Below are 16,191 nucleotides of genomic sequence, written 5' to 3'. Positions count from 1 at the left end.
CGCGGGCCGGTTTGAGGAGAGGCTCAGGCGGCGGTGAGGTCGCGCAGGGCCAGCACCGACCGCCAGTTGCGGGCGGTCGCCACCACACCCAGCTTCTTCTCCAGGTACGCGGCGGTGAACTTCGTCCGTCCGTAGCCGCCGGCCGGGAAGTGCAGGTGCGCTTCCCGGCCGATCACCTCGTACTCCATCGTCTCGCCCGGCGGCACGGCCAGCTCGCGCAGCCGCGCGGCGGCGGGCGCGGCCGACAGGAACACCACGAGCACCCGCGTGTGGTCGTCCTGCCGGCCCGCGTACGGGCTCGCGGCGGCCACCGCGGCCAGCTCGTCCCCGTCGCGGACCAGCACCGGCACCCGCAGGCCCAGTTCGTCGCCGAGCCGGTTCGCGATGCCCTCGGCCAGCGTCTCCGGCCGGGCCGGCGGGCTGGTGAAGACCACGTTGCCGCTCTGCAGGTAGGTCTTGACGTCGGTGTGACCGAGGTCGGTGACCACGCGGCGCAGGTCGGCCATGGCCAGCTTGTTGACCCCGACGTTGACGGCCCGCAGCAGAGCGGCGTACCTGGCCATCGGCCCTCCTCGACTCGTGCCCGGGGCCGACCCTACGTCAGGAGTCCGACAGCCGGGCGTAGACGTCGCCGGAGCGACCGCCGGGACGGTACATCTCCAGCAGCCGCACCAGCCCGGCCGCGTCCAGCCAGTTCTCGCTCGCGAACCGCATGGTCTCCACCGGCGAGTAGTTGTAGCGGTACGCGCCCAGCTGTTCCACGAGGTCCAGCGACGCGAGCGCGGCGTCGTGCGCCGGTGGCAGGTACTCGAAGGACAGCCCGCGCACCGGGTGGCTGAGCCCGGACAGCACGTCGACCTCGAAGCCCTCGACGTCGACCTTGCAGAACGCCGGTACGCCGTGCCGCGCCACCAGGTCGTCGAGCGTCACCACCGGCACCTCGACCGACCGGTCCCAGCGGACCCCGGCGAAGCTCGGATCGGCGGTGACCGACTCGATCCAGGACGACGACATGGTGGACACCGTCGGCGTCGCCGACGACAGCTCCAGCCGCGCGCTCCCGGACCGCGCACCGACCGCCGTCGGCTCGATCACCACGTCGGCGTCCCGCCCGAAGCCCAGGCGCAGCACCCGCAGGCAGTCGGGCTGCGGCTCCACCGCGACCACCCGCGCGCCCAGCCGCCGCCAGGTGCGCACCCGGCCGCCGACGTGGGCGCCGATGTCGAAGGCGAGGTCGCCGGGGGAGAGGAACTGCCCGTAGAGCTGCCGGGCACGCCGGTGCTTGGCCGGCTGACCGTGGTAGACGGCCAGGGAACGGGTGATCCCCCAGGCCCGCGCGAGCATCGTCACGACATCCCTAACTGTGAGTGGTGGACTGCGGTCCGAACGCCCGCAGGAAGCGGTCCCGGAACGACTCCATCGGCCAGACCGGGGCCTGCGGGTCCGGGTTGAGCCCGTCCTGCCAGCCCCATCCGGCGATGCGGTCGAGCACTGCCGGGTCCTTCGCGACGACGGTGATCGGCACGTCCTTGCCGGCGTCGTCGCCGGTGATCGTGCGGGCGGGCTGATGGTCGCCGAGGAACACCAGCACCAGGTTCTCGTCACCGTACCGCTGCACGTAGGAGATGAGCGTGCGCAGCGAGTACACGACGGCCTGCCGGTACGCCTCCCGGGTGCCCTCCGCCGAGCGGTCGGCGCGCGCCGTTCCCTTGTAGACCGAGCCGTCGCCGATGTCGTTCCAGCCGACGAGGGGCGGGAGCGGCGTCCACGGCAGGTGACTGGAGAGCAGCGGGATCTCGGCCATCACGGGGGTGCGCCCGGGGCCGCGCTCGCGGCGTTGGAACTCCGCCAGCGTGTACTGGTCCGGTGGCGAGGAAAAGCTGAACAGCGGCCCCTTGTAGCCGAGTTCCTTTGCCCCGTACAGCGTGTCGGGTTCGAAGAATGCCGCCTCCGGCCACGCCCGGTTCAGCGCCGGCATGACGAGCGCGGTCCGCCAGCCGGCGCGCTTGAACGCGCCGTTGAGGGTCAGGTGGTCGCTGCGTACCAGGTTGGTGTAGCGCAACTGGTTGTCGGTGCGGATGCCGCTCATCAGCGTGGCGTGCGCGAGCCAGCTTCCACCGCCGGTGGTGGACGAGGTGAGGAACGCGCTGCGGCTGCCGTAACCGGCCGCGCGCAACTGCCGGGTCCCCTCGTCGAGGACGGCGTCCACCTCCGGGGCCAGTTCCGGGTCCTCCAGCGCGACCCGGCCGTAGCTCTCCACGAACGTGAACAGGACGTCCTTGCCGCGTAGCGCGGTGAGCATCCGCTCACCCGGCACGTCCCGGAACGGGTCGCCGGCGAGCTGCGTGTTCAGCGTCTCCTTGTCGTTCAGGCCCGCCCGCACCTGCCGGGCACGGTCGAAGACGTCGGCGGCGACGGTGTCCGCGGCGACCGGGAGGCCGGGCACGATCTGCGCGCCGAGCACGGCGCAGACCACCCAGGCGGCGGCGAGCGCGGTGACGGCGCGCGTGGTCACCCGGCGGTGGGCCGCCGCGGCGCGGGCCAGCCGCCGCGCCGAGAGCGTCACCAGCACCGGTACGGCGAGCGCCGCGACCACGGCCAGGGCGAGCGCGCCCACCTCGGCGGCCCCGCCGTACGACTCGGACAGGAACTCCGCGCCCGCGCCGAGGAACGTCCAGTCGGCGATCAGGTCGAAGCGCCGGTCGAGCACCATCGAGAACCCGAGATCGGTGACCTTGAGCACCAGGATCAGGCCGAGCAGCGCGCCGAGCAGCGTGGCCACCACGCGGCGCGGGCGGGCCGGCAGGACCAGCAGCAGGGCGACGGCGAGCAGCCCTTCCACCGGGATGCGGAGCAACGCCCCGAGGGACAGCAGTTTGACCTCGCTCGGCGCGACCAGGGCCACCAACACGAGAGCTCCGGCCAGCGCGGTGACCGCCGCGCCGAGCAGCCGCCGGGCGCTCCACGCGCCGACCGCGTCGTTGCCCGGGTCGCTCGTCTCCCTGTCGTTCGGGGTGCGGTCGCCGCTCTCGGCCGAGGCGCCGGCGCTGTCCGGCGTGCTGTCTTCCGTGGACGTGGCGCCGGTCGAGACGTCGTCGCCGTCGGCCGGCCGGGACAGGTCGGTCACCGGCGCCGCCCGCCGACCTCGACGGGCTGGCGCACGATCCGCGTGCCCGGCGTCCACTCGGACCCGTGGCCCGCCGGCGCGGGGGAGACCGGCGCCGCCGGGAGCGCCGGCCGTACGCGGTGCCGCCACAGCCAGCCGACGTCGCGTCCGAACGACTCGACCAGCAGCGCGAGCGCGCCGAGCACCACCGCGAGGGCCAGCGGCCGGGGCAGCACACCGGCCGCCACCACCGTCAGCGCGATGCCCTGCGTGGCGGCGACCACCTTGCGCCAGTAGCGCGGCGGCAGCGAGCCGCGCATCCACGGCAGCACCCATCCGGCGGCGACGAAGACGTACCGCATCGCGCCGATCACCAGCACCCAGGCGCCCACCTGGTCGGCGACGTACCCGCAGAGGACCAGGACGAGGAAGGAGTCGACCTCCATGTCGAACCGGGCGCCGAGCGCGCTGGTCGTGCCGGTGCGCCGGGCCACCTGCCCGTCGACCCAGTCCAGGGAGAGGGCCACGGCGGCCAGCGCGACCAGCACCGGCACCGCGATCGGGCCGCGGAACGCCTCGACTGTCAACGCGGCCACCCCGCCGGCGAGCGTGGCCCGGGTGAGCGTCACCCAGTCGGCCGGGCCGAGCCGGTCCGCGCCCGAGCGGCGCAGCCCGTATCCGAGCGCCGCGACCATGACCACCCCGAAGAGCAGACCGGCCAGCCAGCCGTACGCGCTCAGGCCGACCGTGCCGGCCAGGGCCGCCAGTACGCCGACCTGGAGTATCGCCCCCGCGAATGGATCAGTTCGAACTGCGGACACCATGCCTCCGAGGTAGACGTCACGTACCACACCTGTGTACGGAGAACATGCCCGAACAGTTCGTTCTGATGCCGGAAACGCGCCAGCGATGTGACTTGTCACGTCCACCGGCGTCGCGGCGGGCGCCGCGCGGGACCAGGCGCCGGAGCGGAGGCCGTCAGCGCGGCGGCGGTCCGGGGACCAGCCGCCAGTACTGCCGTTTGCCCTCGTCGCGGACCACGACGCCGAGCCGGGCCAGCTCCCCGTGCAGCTCCCGGGTCTCGGCGTCGTGGCCGCCGTCGAGCGCCCGCTGCCGGGCGCGCAGCAGGGCGTCCGCGCCCGGCGGCAGGTCGGGCAGCCCTTCGACCCACCTGCGGTACGCGTCCCGGTGCGGGTCCTGCCCGGTCCACGGCCAGCCCTGCCGGGTGAACGCCTCCCGCAGCCGCTCGGTGTCCAGGTCGGACTTCTCCCGGGCCAGCTCGCCACCGGCGGTGTCCAGCAGCACCAGCGCCTCACCGTCGACGAACACCCCGGCGACGTCGGCGCGGGCCACGTCCCGGCCGTGCCCGTCGCGGTGCAGCCGTAGCGTGCGGTGCCCGACCGTGACGGTCAGCCGGTCGCGCACCGCCACCACCGCCAGGGCCAGGCCGCCGAGCAGGCCCAGCCCGGCTCCGATCGGGTACGCCCGCTCGTCCGGCCACCGGTCGAGCAGCTCGAACAGGCCCTGGAACGGGAACCAGGGCAGCCCGGCGATCCAGCCTGACAGCGCGGTCAGCCCGGCGCCCAGCGCCGCCCCGAGCAGCGGGAACCCCGCCCAGAACAGCACCAGCTCGCCGCGCCCGCCGTCGACCACGACGTCCTCGCCGGTGTGCCGGGCCACCATGGTCACGACACCTCCCGGCGCAGCGTGCGGACCAGACCGGCGACCAGCGGCAGGAGCACCCAGACGGCGAGCGAGACGCCGAGCCGGCCCCACTGCCCGCCGGTCATCTCGGCGCCGAGCAGCGGCTCCATCGTGTACGAGGTGTCGAGCCAGCGGGCCGGCTCCCGCAGCGCGGAGATCATCGCGGCGAGCAGGCTCCACACCGTGGGCAGCAGCAGATAGGTGACGATCGCCAGCGGCGTGTTCAGCAGCAGCAGCCCGAAGGCGGCGCCCATCAGCACGTTCACCACCTGGAACACGGCCGCGTGCGGCAGCAGTTGCCAGTCGAACGTCCAGGCGCCCGCCCCGCCGGTGGCGCCGGCGGCGAGCGTGCCGACCGCGGCGACCGCGAGGCTGACCAGCACCGAGGCGAGCGCGGCCAGCACCACGGCGGCGAGCTTGGCGACGATCACCCGTTCCCGGCGGGGCACCAGCGCGAACGTGGTGAGCGCGGTGCGCTGCGACCACTCGCCGGTGATGGAGAGGATGCCGAGCACCGGCAGCAGCAGGCCGACCGGCAGCAGCGACGGGGTGAAGAAGGCGGTGAACGTCTGGTCCGGCGCCTCGACGACGAACAGCTGCACCACCACGATCACGGCCGCGATCAGTCCGATCGTGATCAGCAGCCACCGTCCGGCCCGGGTGTCGGCGAGCTTGCGCAGTTCGACGGCGGTCAGCCGGGCCAGCGTCGGTCCGGCGACGGCGGCCTCGGGACGCGGCGGCGCGGGGTTACGGGTGGCGGTGGTCATCGGACGGCCTCCTTGGTCGACGCGCCGGCGGTGAGGGTGAGGAAGAGCTGTTCGAGGCCGCCGCTGCCGGCCGGGCGCAGCTCGGTGAGGACCAGTCCGGCGTCCGCCGCGGCCTGGCCGACCTGACCCGGCTCGGCCCGGACCACGTAGCCGCCGTCGGTGCCGGCCGTGGCGGGCAGCGCGGCCCGCTCCAGCGTCAGGCGCAGGGCGTGCGCGTCGCGGGCGCGCACCAGCGTGCCGGCGCCGGCCAGCAGCTCGTCCTTGCCGCCCTGGGCGACCACCCGGCCCCCGCCGATCACCACCAGCCGGTCGGCCACCGCCTCCACCTCGCGCAGCAGGTGCGAGGAGAGCAGCACCGTGCCGCCCCGGTCGGCGAAGTCGCGCAGCAGGCCGCGCATCCAGAAGATCCCCTCCGGGTCGAGGCCGTTGGCCGGCTCGTCCAGGATCAGCACCCGGGGGTCACCCAGCAGCGCCAGCGCCAGGCCGAGCCGCTGCCGCATGCCCAGGGAGTACGCCCCGACGCGGCGCCGGGCGGCGGTCTCGTTCAGCCCGACCCGGTCCAGTGCCGCCGCCACCCGCGCCCGGTCCACGCCCATGGTGCGGGCGGCGAGCGTGAGCGCCTCCCGTCCGGTGCGTCCGGCGTGCTGCGCCGAGGCGTCGAGCAGCACGCCGATCTCCCGCCCCGGATTGGGCAGGTCGCGGTAGGGGCGGCCGGCGACCGTGGCGCCGCCCGCTGTGGGCGGCGTCATCCCGCAGATCATCCGCATCGTGGTGGACTTCCCGGCGCCGTTCGGCCCGAGGAAACCGGTCACCGTGCCCGGTTCGCACCGGAACGTGACGTCCGCGACGGCTGTGTGCGGGCCGTACCGCTTGGTGAGCTGGTCGACTTCGATCATGCCGTCGAGCCTGCCGGGGCCACCCGGCCACGCGCTGCGGCCGGCGGTCGGCGTCGCCGTCGACCTCGGTTCACCGCAGTCGTCGACTTTGGTAGCTGGTAGCCGGTCCGGACGGCTTCCTAGCATGGGTGGGTGAGCAGCGCCGTCGTACCCGATCATCCCTGGCTCCTGCCGGGCTCCCTGGTGCCCGCCCGGACCGCCCGGCGGACCCCGCGGGACTGGTTCGTCGACGGCGCGCTGTTCGTGGCCTCGCTGCTCTGGGTGCTCATCGCCCACGGCGACGTCACCAGCGCGAGCCCGGAGTTCGGGCTCAACGCCGGTCCGGCCTGGCTGGAGGAGGTCGACCTGCTGATCGGCCTGTGGATCAGCGGGGCGCTCTGGCTACGCCGGCGCTGGCCGGTCGGGCTGGCACTGGCCACCGCGCCGCTGGTGTTCTTCTCGGTCACCTCCGGCGTCGCGTTGCTCGTCATCACGTTCACCGTGCTGGTGCACCGGCCACTGCCGGTGGGCCTGGCCCTGGCGGCCTGGAACGTGCTCAGCCTGCCGGTCTACCTCGCCGTCCGGCCCGACCCGACGATGCCGTTCTGGGGTTCGGTGATCTGGACCGCGCTGTTCATCGGCGTGGTGGTGGCGTGGGCGCTGTTCGTCCGGGCCCGCCGCCAGCTGGTGCTGTCCCTGCGCGACCGCGCCGAGCGGGCCGAGGCCGAGCAGCAGCTCCGGCTCGACCAGGCCCGGCAGCTCGAACGCGGCCGGATCGCCCGGGAGATGCACGACGTGCTCGCCCACCGGATCTCCCTGCTCAGCCTGCACGCGGGCGCGCTGGAGTTCCGGCCGGACGCGCCGCCGGAGGAGGTGGCGCGGGCGGCCGGGGTGATCCGGGCCAGCGCGCACGCCGCGCTCCAGGACCTGCGCGAGGTGATCGGCGTGCTGCGGGCCGAGGTCGGCTCCGAGGCCACGCCGGAACGGCCGCAGCCCACGCTGGCCGACGTGCCCGCGCTGGTCGCCGAGAGCCGCGACGCCGGGGTACGGGTCGCCGTCGTCGACGAGGTGATTGAGCCGGAGGCGGTGCCCGCGGCGATCGGGCGCAGCGCGTACCGGATCGTGCAGGAGGGGCTGACAAACGCCCGCAAGCACGCGCCCGGCGCGGTGGTGACCGTCCGGCTGGCCGGTGGCCCGGGTGACGGGCTGGTGGTGGAGATCAGCAACCCGTGGCCGGTGGGCAGCCCGGCCACCGCGATCCCGGGCACCGGCACCGGCCTGGTCGGCATCGCCGAGCGGGTCACGCTCGCCGGTGGCCGCCTGGAACACGGGCGGGACGCCGACGGCACGTTCCGGCTGACCGCCTGGCTGCCCTGGGCGGCGCAGTGAGCGCCCCGGTACGGGTGCTGATCGTCGACGACGACCCGCTGGTCCGCGGCGCGCTGTCGATGATCCTCGGCGGCGTACCCGACCTCGCGGTGGTCGGCGAGGCCACCGACGGCGCCGAGGTGCCCGAGGCCGTCGCCGCCCACGCCCCGGACGTGGTGCTGATGGACATCCGCATGCCCCGGGTCGACGGCCTGGCCGCCACCGAGGCGCTGCGTGCCACAGCGGAACCGCCCGAGGTGCTGGTGCTCACCACGTTCGATGCGGACGAGCAGGTGCTGCGGGCGCTGCGGGCCGGGGCGAGCGGCTTCCTGCTCAAGGACACCCCGCCGGCCGAGATCGTGGCGGCGGTACGCCGGGTCGCGGCGGGGGAGGCGACGCTGTCCCCGGCGGTGACCCGCAAACTCATCGCGCACGTCACCGGCGCCGCGCCGGCGCCCGGCCCGGACCCGAAGCGGGAGCGGGCGGTACGGCTGCTCGACGGGCTCTCCGAACGGGAACGGGAGGTCGCGGTGCTGCTCGGCCGGGGCCGGACCAACGCGGAGATCTCCGCCGAGTTGTTCATGAGCGTGGCGACGGTGAAGGCGTACGTGTCCCGGCTGCTGACGAAGCTCGACCTGAACAACCGTGTGCAGGTGGCCCTGCTGGTCCAGGACGCCGGCCTGGTCTGAGGCATAGACACTCTCATTCGGGATACTATCAGAGATGAGAGTATCCGTCCTGAGAGTATGAGGTGATGACGTGGCCGGTTTCGTCGGCAGGACGAGGGAGCTGGCCCGGCTCGACGGCATGTTGGCGCGCGTCGAACGCGGCGGCCGGGCGGGGCGCCCGGGACGGGCGCTGCTCATGCGTGGACGCCGACGGGTGGGTAAGTCCCGCCTCGTTGAGGAGTTCGTCGAGCGCGCGGGCGTACCCCACCTCTTCTTCACCGCCTCGGCGCAACCCACCCCCGCCGCCGACCTGCGGCTCTTCGTCGAAGCGGCGGCCGGCTCGACGCTCCCTGGAGCGGGTCTGTTCGCCGGACAGGCGCCGGCCACCTGGGACGCGGCTCTCACCCTCCTCGCCGCCGCGCTGCCCACGGATCAGCCCAGCGTCGTCGTGCTCGACGAGATGCCCTACCTCATCGCCACCGATCCCGGCTTCGAGGGCACCCTCCAGAAGGTCTTCGACCGGGAGCTGTCCCGTCGGCCGGTCCTGCTGATCTGCGTCGGCTCGGACCTGGCGATGATGGAGGCGCTCAACGACTACGGCCGCCCGTTCCACCAGCGCGCGACCGAGATGGTCGTGCCGCCCCTGAGCCCCGGCGACGTGGCCGAGATGCTCCAGTTGCCGCCGGCGGATGCCATCGACGCGTACCTCGTCACCGGTGGCCTGCCGCTCGTCCTCGACGACTGGGCCCCCGGCGAGACCGTGCGCGACTACCTCGCCCAGGCCGTCCCGGACCCCACTTCCGCGCTGCTCGTCAGCGGGGAACGGGCCCTCGCTGCCGAGTTTCCGCCGCAGTCCCAGCCGGGCGTGGTGCTGCGCGCCATCGGCTCCGGGGAGCGCACCTCCTCCTCCATCGCGCGGGCGGCCGGCGGAATCCCGCAGGCGTCGCTGCACCGCGCGCTCCGACTGCTGACCGACAAGCGGGTCGTGGAGGCCGCCCTCCCGCTGTCCACCCGTCCGTCGCGCGAGACCCGCTACGTGGTCGCCGATCCGTATCTCCGCTTCTGGCTCGCCTTCCTCGACCCCTACCTCGCCGAGATCGAGCGCGGCAGAGGGGATCTGACGCTCGCCCGCATCCATTCGTCCTGGACCTCATGGCGAGGGCGTGCGGTCGAGCCGGTGATCCGGGAGTCCCTGCGGCGGCTGCCGCCGGGGAGCCTGCCGTCCGGGACGGCGGAGGTGGGCGGTTACTGGACGCGTACCAACGATCCCGAGATCGACCTGGTCGGCGGCGATCGGAGCCCGGTGGCCAAGCGGATCACGTTCGTGGGCTCGGTCAAGTGGCTGGAGAACGGCGCGTTCGACGGTCACGACCTGGCCCGGCTGCTTCACCACCGCGCCCAGCTACCGGGCGCCGACGACCACACACCGGTCGTCGCGGTGGTGCGCAGTGGCCGTGCGGTCGACGGAGTCACCGCGCTCGGGCCGGCCGAACTGCTCGCCGCGTGGCGGGATTGAACTGCTGCCGTCATCTGGCCGTACCAGTGGTCGAGGATGTGGTGCGGCCGTTCCGCCGCACCGCTGCCGAACTGCGGGAGGCCTGCCGTGCGAGTTGGTGAGCAGTCGACGGATCCCATCGACCAGATCCTGGGCGAGGTGCCGGTACCGGCGCCGTTGACCCCTGAGGACGTCCGCCTCGCGGTCCGGGCGGTGGTGGTGCACGCCGCCGAGGAGTGGCCCGCGGGGCCGAAGTGCCGCAACGACGGTTCGTCGTTCCCCTGCCGGTTGCATCGCTGGGGCCGGCGCGTGCTGGAGACACACGGTCTCAACGACCGCCAGATCGACGCGCTGATCCGGCACGGCAACCCGTTCGTGCACGTGCCCTTCCCGTTCGTGCTGACCGGACCGTCCGGCGCCCGTCCCGCCCCCGGGCAGGCCGCCCGCGGTCAGACGGCGCGACCGGGCGTACCCGGTCAGGTGGCGCGGCCCGGCGTACCCGGTCAGGCCGGCCGCCCTGTGCCCGGACAGCCGGCCCGGGCGGTGCCGGGTCAGGCCGCCCGCCCCGCCGCGGCGCAGGCGGCGCGCGGTGCGGTTCCGCGGGCCGCCGCGCCGCCGGTGCGGCCCGGTCTGCGGCCGGTCGCCGGGCGGTCGGCTCCCACCGCCCGGCCCCGCTGGCCCCGGGCGAGCTGACGCCCGGCGCCCGGTTCCGGTCGCGCCGACGCCCCGTCGCGGAGTGGCGTCGGTCGCGCCGGAGCATGCCGACGGCGGCCCGGACGGGGAGCCCCCACCCCCGGTCCGGGCCGCCGTCACCGCATCACTTGACTCCGCAGTCCGGTGCGGACCAGCCCTTCGTGTTCGACGACTTGTCCCGGTTGTTCTCCCGCCGCGAGTCGACGTGCGTGTGGTCGTCGTGGTCCGGGTAGCCGGGGCCGTAGATGCCGCTGAAGCCCCGGCTGCGGGCCGAGCGGGCGATGTCGCAGAGGCTGCGGTGCTTGGCGATCAGGTCGGCCGCGTTGCCGTAGAGGTGCTGGCTGTCCGCGGCGCCGCCGACCTGCCGGTTGCAGGCGATGCTGCGGAACCCGCTGGTCACGTAGAGCGGCTTGTCGCCGAGGCTGCGCCGCAGCGCCTCCAGCTTCCACATGGTGCGCAGCGCGTTCTCCCGGGTGGCCGACGCGGAGAGCGGGCCACCGGCCCACCCGCCCTTGCCGCAGCCGTTGTCCAGCTCGGCGTAGCTGAAGTGCTTCGGCGTGCAGTCGCTGTCCTTCTGCAGGTCGTAGATCCTGGCGAACGTCTGCGGCCCGGCCACGCCGTCGGCGCGCAGCCCGTACGCGGTCTGGAAGCGCTTGACCGCGGCGGCCGTCTCCGGGCCGTACACGCCGTCGACCCGGACGATGCCGCCGTACGCGGCCCAGCCGGCCACCCGGATCTGGAGCTGCCGGACGTCGTCGCCGGAGCTTCCCTGGGACAGCGTCCGGTTCCAGGTGTAGCAGCCGTCGGCGTGCGCCGGTGGCGCGGCCACGACTGTCGCCACGGCGGCCCCGGGCAGGGCCAGCGCGAACGCGACCGCCGCCCGCTTCAGGGTGTTGACGCGCACAGAGTCCTCCCGATGTCAGAGCGGAACTGGGATCCGACGGGCACATCGACCGGTACGTCCCGTCCCTATCACCGTGACAGGTACGAGGATTCTTCGTGGTGATTAGCGGAAATTGTTCTCACATCGCCCGGTTGCTGGGTATTGGCTGTGAATACTGCCTGTTTGCGTACGCGCTGCCGGGTGTCGCCCGTCGGACGTGACCGGTAACGTCTGCTCCCGGACCGGGCGGCGACCTCGACGGGCGGGGAGGTGGGCGTTGGCGCGTGGCGGCGTGTTCTGCGTCGAGGGGCAGTGGCACCGCGACCTCAACGAACGCGGGTCCGTCCTGCCCACGCTCGACCTGCTGGAGCGGCTCGGCCGCATCCGCTACATCCACAAGGACGCGGCCACCCGCGACGAGCTGTTCTACTTCGTCGACCGCTGGCTGCTCAAGCAGTACGCCGACCACCGGGTGGGCTTCTTCGCCATGCACGGCGAGCCGAGCCGGCTCTGCCTCACCGACTGGGACTCGGTCGAGCTGTCGGACGTGGCCGAGCGGATGGCCGGCCGCTGCGAGGGCCGCCGCCTCTACTTCGGCAGCTGCTCGGTGCTGCGTGCCTCCGACGCCACGCTGCGCGAGTTCCTCGACGTCACCGGCGCGGCGCTGATCTGCGGCTTCACCCGCGAGGTGGACTGGGTCGAGTCGGCCGCCTTCGAGACGGTGCTGCTCGACGTGCTCGCCAACGGGCAGCGGCACAACGCCGCCGAGCTGCGGATGCGCTCGGCGCACTGGGCGCCGCTGGCCGCGTACCTCGGTTTCCGGGTGATCTACGCCAACGGCCGCGCCTGGCGGCCCTCGGCCCGCCCGCGCGTGCCGGAGCAGGTCACCGCGCAGCGGTCCGCCGGCCGCCCGCGCTGAGAACGACGGACATGCCTGGTAGAACCGAGGCATGGCACGCAGCATCGCGAAGAACACCCGGGTCGACCGGGACGCCCTGATCGAGTTCCTCCGCCCCCGCCACCACGTCGTGCTCATGACCACCCGCTCCGACGGGCGCCCGCAGTCCTCCCCGGTGGCCTGCGGGGTGGATGCCGAGGGCCGGCTGGTGATCTCCACCTATCCCGAGCGTGCCAAGGTCGCCAACATCCGCCGCGACCCGCGCGTCTCCGCGTGCGTGCTCTCCGACGACTGGAACGGCCCGTGGGTGCAGGTCGACGGCGTGGCCGAGGTGCTCGACCTGCCCGAGGCGCTGGAACCGCTGGTCGAGTACTTCCGCAGCATCTCCGGCGAGCACCCGGACTGGGACGAGTACCGGTCGGCCATGGTCGCGCAGGGCAAGTCGCTGATCCGGGTCACGATCGAGTCCTGGGGCCCGATCGCCACCGGCGGCTTCCCGGCCCGGCTGGCCGACTGAATCAGTACGCGACCGTGAACCGGGCGTTGCCGAAGCGCGGATCCTCGATCTCGTCGACGATCGCCACCGCCAGGTCCTCGTAGGTGAGCACCGAACGGCCCTGCGCGTCGGTCACCGGGTGGTCGGTGCCGGTGCGGTAGTGCCCGGTCCGCTCGCCCGGGTGGAACTCCAGCGGCGGCGGGGAGACGTACGTCCAGGTCACCCCGTCGGCGCTGGACCTGTAGAACTCCAGCGCGTCGGCCTGACCGTGCGCCGAGTCCCGGTACTCCTCCGGGAAGTCCGGCTCGTCCAGATACCGGGTCCCCTTCGGCGTGAGCAGCGTCGAGCCACCGCCGACGTGGATCACCCGAGGTGGGTCCGGCAACTCACGCAGCGTGTCGACCAGCGTCCGCGCGGCGTCGCGCCACAGGGCCCGCTCGCCGCCGCCGATGGCCACCACCAGCACGTCCGCGTCCTCGGCCAGTTCGCGTACGCTCCGCGCCGACGTGGCGTCGCCGGTCACCGTGCGTACGCCTGGGGGTAGGTAGCCGACCGCCTCCGGACGCCGCACCGCCGCTGTCACCCGGTGCCCCCGCTCGACCGCCTCCGCGGCGATCCGCGAGCCCGCCGTCCCGCCGGCGCCGAACACGACGATGTCGCTCATGCCTCACAGGCTAGGCAGCCTGCCGGCGGGCGGCGGGAGTTCCGCCGAACCGGCTCAGTCGACGATCGCCGAGTAGACGAGCTGGCGCAACTGGCTGCGCAGCGGGTACGTGCTGGACGGCATCAACTGGGTGAACAGCAGCGCGGTGACCTCCTCCACCGGGTCCACCCAGAACGCGGTGCTGGCGAGGCCGCCCCAGTAGAACTCGCCGACGCTGCTCGGCACCCGCGACGGCACCGGGTCCAGCACGACCGCGAAGCCCAGCCCGAAGCCGACCCCGTCGAGGATCGTCTCGGCGAAGCCCTCCGGCGAGAACGAGGCCAGGTCCCGGTTGCCGGGCAGGTGGTTGCGGGTCATGAAGCGCACCGTGCGCGGCCCGAGCAGGCGCACCCCGTCCAGCTCGCCGCCACGCAGCAGGAACTGGGTGAACCGGTGGTAGTCGGCCGCCGTGGAGAGCAGCCCGCCGCCGCCGGAGTGCCACGTCGGCTCCGCCAGCGCGGCCCGGCCCACCCCGTCGGCGCGTACCGCCTGACCGGTCGCCGGGTGCGGGGCGTAGAGCGCGGCCAGGCGTTTCGCGTCCGCCGCGTCCACCCACCAGCGGGTGTCGGTCATGCCCAGCGGGCCCAGGATCCGCTCGGCGAAGAACGCGTCGAGCGACTGCCCGGAGATCACCTCGACCAGGCGGCCCAGGACGTCGGTGGAGACGCCGTAGTTCCAGCTCGTGCCCGGCTGGAACAGCAGCGGCAGCCGGGCCAGCCCGGCCGAGGCCGCCGCCAGGTCCGCGCCCGGCGGCACACCCAGGTCGAAGCCCGCCGCCCGGTACAGGCCGTCGACCACCGACACCTGGGCGAAGCCGTACGTCAGGCCGGCGGTGTGGGTGAGCAGGTGCCAGATCCGGATCGGCTCGACCGCCGGCACCGTGTACGGCTTGAGCACCGAACCCCGGTCGTAGACCCGTACGTCGGCGAACTCCGGCAGCCAGCGGCTGACCGGGTCGTTCAGCTCGAGCCGGCCCTCCTCCCAGAGCATCATCGCGGCGACCGAGGTGATCGGCTTGGTCATCGAGTAGATGCGCCAGAGCGTGTCCGCCTCGACCGGCGTACCGGCCTCCCGGTCGCGCAGCCCGTACGTCGAGGAGTGGGCGATCTCGCCCCGGCGGGTGACGACGATCTGCCAGCCGGCGAGCCGGCCGTCGTCGACGTACCGGGCGAAGTGCTCGTCGATCCGCGCCAGCCGGGCGGGATCGAGGCCGACACGTCCGGGGTCGGTGCTCACGGTGACACTCACGACCGCGAACCTACCCGCAGGTATCGCGGCCGGGAAGTGTCACTAGGGTCGGTGGCATGCCGGAGCCGGTCGAGGACGTCACCTACCGCCAGCAGGACTGGTACGCCGAGGAGCTGGGCGACAGGCGCTTCGTACGGTGCGAGTTCTTCCACGTCGACCTGACCGAGGCGGTCAGCCGGGGCGCGGTCTTCACCGACTGCGTGTTCGGCAACGTGGCGTTCAACGCCTCCCGGCACACCGACTCGGCGTTCACCAGGTGCTCGTTCAGCAAGTGCAACCTCTTCGAGGCCGAGTTCACCGGCTGCAAGCTGGTCGGCAGCACGTTCGACCGCTGCGACCTGCGCCCGCTGCGGGTCGACCGGGGCGACTGGTCCTTCGTCACGCTCGCCGGCGCCGACCTGCGCGGGGCGCGGATCACCGACGTACGGATGCGGGAGGTCGACCTGAGCGGCGCCGACCTCACCGGCGCGACGCTGACCGGCGTGGACCTCTCCGGCGCCCAGTTGCACGCCGCCAAGCTGATCCGGGCCGACCTGCGCGGCAGCGACCTGTCCGCGCTCGACCCGACGGCGGTGCAGCGTTCCGGCGCGCGGATCGACGCCGAGCAGGCGGTGATGCTGGCCCAGGCGCTCGGTTTCCAGGTCGGCTGAAAGCTGCCGCGGGTTGTCAGGTTTCCCGGCCAGAATCGGGCGCATGACATGGTGGTCCGATCTGGTGGCGGCCGAACCCGAGTTCGCGGCGCGGGTGCGCGCCCGCTTCGCGGTCCGCAAGCACGGCACGATGGCGACGCTGCGGCGGGACGGTTCGCCGCGGATCAGCGGCACCGAGTTCGACTTCGGTGACGACGGGCAGCTGCGGCTGGGCAGCATGGCCGGCGCGGTCAAGGCGCTCGACCTGCGCCGCGATCCTCGGGTGGCGCTGCACAGCCCGACCGAGGACGCCCCGCCGGACGACCCGTCCACCTGGGACGGGGACGCGAAGATCGCCGGCCGGGCGCACGAGGAGCAGCCCGCCGAGGACGGCTCGCACAGCTTCCGGATCGAGCTGACCGAGGTGGTGCTCACCCGGGTCGGCGACCCGCCCGACCACCTGCTGATCGAGAGCTGGCACCCCACCCGGGGCCTGCACCGCCGCACCCGCCACTGACGCCACCCACCATCCCGCCCCCCCAGGGCGCCCCACCCCCGCCCCGCTCCCGTCGATCATGAAGTTGACGGCATTCCGCGCCCGAAATGTCCCCGCCAACCTCATGATCAACAGGTTGACGAGGGTGGGCGCGCCGGCCGG

General features: G+C 73.6%; 18 protein-coding genes. 8 read left to right on the top strand and 10 right to left on the bottom strand.

The window, feature by feature from the left end:
* Nucleotides 1-23 precede the first annotated feature (23 nt).
* The 7 genes from HA073_RS02835 to HA073_RS02805 all read right to left on the bottom strand — a co-directional run bounded on the left by HA073_RS02835 (nucleotide 24) and on the right by HA073_RS02805 (nucleotide 6,473).
* Nucleotides 24-563, bottom strand: coding sequence for a DUF1697 domain-containing protein (locus tag HA073_RS02835; RefSeq protein ID WP_166455617.1), 540 nt, complete (start codon nucleotides 561-563; stop codon nucleotides 24-26).
* A gap of 37 nt (nucleotides 564-600) precedes the next feature.
* Nucleotides 601-1,344 (bottom strand): FkbM family methyltransferase, encoded by a 744-nt coding sequence (locus HA073_RS02830; protein WP_166455663.1) that lies wholly within the window; start codon nucleotides 1,342-1,344, stop codon nucleotides 601-603.
* 13 nt (nucleotides 1,345-1,357) lie between these two features.
* Nucleotides 1,358-3,127: a sulfatase gene (locus tag HA073_RS02825; RefSeq protein WP_166455616.1), complete on the bottom strand. Its 1,770-nt coding sequence runs from the start codon at nucleotides 3,125-3,127 to the stop codon at nucleotides 1,358-1,360.
* Nucleotides 3,124-3,930 carry a CDP-alcohol phosphatidyltransferase family protein gene (locus HA073_RS02820; protein WP_205795783.1) on the bottom strand — a complete coding sequence of 269 codons (807 nt, stop codon included), beginning with the start codon at nucleotides 3,928-3,930 and terminating at the stop codon, nucleotides 3,124-3,126. The genes HA073_RS02825 and HA073_RS02820 overlap by 4 nt, the downstream gene beginning before the upstream one ends.
* A 154-nt stretch (nucleotides 3,931-4,084) precedes the next feature.
* Entirely contained in the window at nucleotides 4,085-4,789 is a 705-nt protein-coding gene (locus HA073_RS02815; RefSeq protein WP_166455662.1) for a hypothetical protein, read from the bottom strand.
* Between the two features lie 2 nt (nucleotides 4,790-4,791).
* A complete protein-coding gene (locus HA073_RS02810) occupies nucleotides 4,792-5,577 on the bottom strand; it encodes an ABC transporter permease (protein ID WP_113971911.1) in 786 nt (261 codons plus the stop codon).
* On the bottom strand, nucleotides 5,574-6,473 hold the full coding sequence (locus HA073_RS02805) for an ABC transporter ATP-binding protein (RefSeq protein ID WP_064446907.1): 900 nt from the start codon (nucleotides 6,471-6,473) through the stop codon (nucleotides 5,574-5,576). The genes HA073_RS02810 and HA073_RS02805 overlap by 4 nt, the downstream gene beginning before the upstream one ends.
* A gap of 132 nt (nucleotides 6,474-6,605) precedes the next feature.
* Here HA073_RS02805 and HA073_RS02800 point away from each other — a divergent pair, with 132 nt between their 5' ends.
* From HA073_RS02800 to HA073_RS02785, 4 genes are all read left to right on the top strand, one after another.
* Nucleotides 6,606-7,841, top strand: a complete 1,236-nt coding sequence (locus tag HA073_RS02800; RefSeq protein WP_166455615.1) for a histidine kinase — start codon at nucleotides 6,606-6,608, stop codon at nucleotides 7,839-7,841.
* The gene (locus HA073_RS02795) at nucleotides 7,817-8,509 is read left to right on the top strand and encodes a response regulator transcription factor (protein WP_205796023.1); all 693 of its coding nucleotides are present in this window, start codon (nucleotides 7,817-7,819) and stop codon (nucleotides 8,507-8,509) included. The genes HA073_RS02800 and HA073_RS02795 overlap by 25 nt, the downstream gene beginning before the upstream one ends.
* Before the next feature lie 70 nt (nucleotides 8,510-8,579).
* Entirely contained in the window at nucleotides 8,580-10,004 is a 1,425-nt protein-coding gene (locus tag HA073_RS02790; RefSeq protein ID WP_176722750.1) for a DUF234 domain-containing protein, read from the top strand.
* Between the two features lie 87 nt (nucleotides 10,005-10,091).
* Nucleotides 10,092-10,676, top strand: a complete 585-nt coding sequence (locus tag HA073_RS02785) for a hypothetical protein (protein WP_064446910.1) — start codon at nucleotides 10,092-10,094, stop codon at nucleotides 10,674-10,676.
* Nucleotides 10,677-10,800: 124 nt separating this feature from the next.
* On the opposite strand, the gene HA073_RS02780 is transcribed toward HA073_RS02785, so the two are convergent.
* Nucleotides 10,801-11,580 carry a D-Ala-D-Ala carboxypeptidase family metallohydrolase gene (locus HA073_RS02780; RefSeq protein WP_043326248.1) on the bottom strand — a complete coding sequence of 260 codons (780 nt, stop codon included), beginning with the start codon at nucleotides 11,578-11,580 and terminating at the stop codon, nucleotides 10,801-10,803.
* A gap of 256 nt (nucleotides 11,581-11,836) precedes the next feature.
* Here HA073_RS02780 and HA073_RS02775 point away from each other — a divergent pair, with 256 nt between their 5' ends.
* The gene (locus HA073_RS02775; protein WP_043326246.1) at nucleotides 11,837-12,478 is read left to right on the top strand and encodes a DUF6642 family protein; all 642 of its coding nucleotides are present in this window, start codon (nucleotides 11,837-11,839) and stop codon (nucleotides 12,476-12,478) included.
* A 31-nt stretch (nucleotides 12,479-12,509) separates the two neighbouring features.
* Complete coding sequence (locus HA073_RS02770; protein WP_030272926.1) at nucleotides 12,510-12,974, top strand: PPOX class F420-dependent oxidoreductase; 465 nt, start codon at nucleotides 12,510-12,512, stop codon at nucleotides 12,972-12,974.
* 1 nt (nucleotide 12,975) lies between these two features.
* Here HA073_RS02770 and HA073_RS02765 read toward each other — a convergent pair whose 3' ends face one another.
* Nucleotides 12,976-13,617, bottom strand: coding sequence for an NAD(P)-dependent oxidoreductase (locus HA073_RS02765; protein ID WP_043326240.1), 642 nt, complete (start codon nucleotides 13,615-13,617; stop codon nucleotides 12,976-12,978).
* A gap of 54 nt (nucleotides 13,618-13,671) precedes the next feature.
* On the bottom strand, nucleotides 13,672-14,904 hold the full coding sequence (locus HA073_RS02760) for a serine hydrolase (protein WP_064446911.1): 1,233 nt from the start codon (nucleotides 14,902-14,904) through the stop codon (nucleotides 13,672-13,674).
* A 56-nt stretch (nucleotides 14,905-14,960) separates the two neighbouring features.
* Between HA073_RS02760 and HA073_RS02755 the strand changes: the two genes are divergently transcribed.
* Entirely contained in the window at nucleotides 14,961-15,554 is a 594-nt protein-coding gene (locus HA073_RS02755) for a pentapeptide repeat-containing protein (RefSeq protein WP_166455614.1), read from the top strand.
* Between the two features lie 43 nt (nucleotides 15,555-15,597).
* Nucleotides 15,598-16,050, top strand: coding sequence for a pyridoxamine 5'-phosphate oxidase family protein (locus tag HA073_RS31000; protein ID WP_166455613.1), 453 nt, complete (start codon nucleotides 15,598-15,600; stop codon nucleotides 16,048-16,050).
* The last annotated feature ends 141 nt before the right edge of the window (nucleotides 16,051-16,191 follow it).

Source organism: Micromonospora sp. CMU55-4, from assembly GCF_011602315.1.
Classification (GTDB): domain Bacteria; phylum Actinomycetota; class Actinomycetes; order Mycobacteriales; family Micromonosporaceae; genus Micromonospora; species Micromonospora chalcea.
The sequence above is the reverse complement of the archived record's forward strand: the minus strand, read 5'-3'. Positions and strand labels throughout refer to the sequence as shown.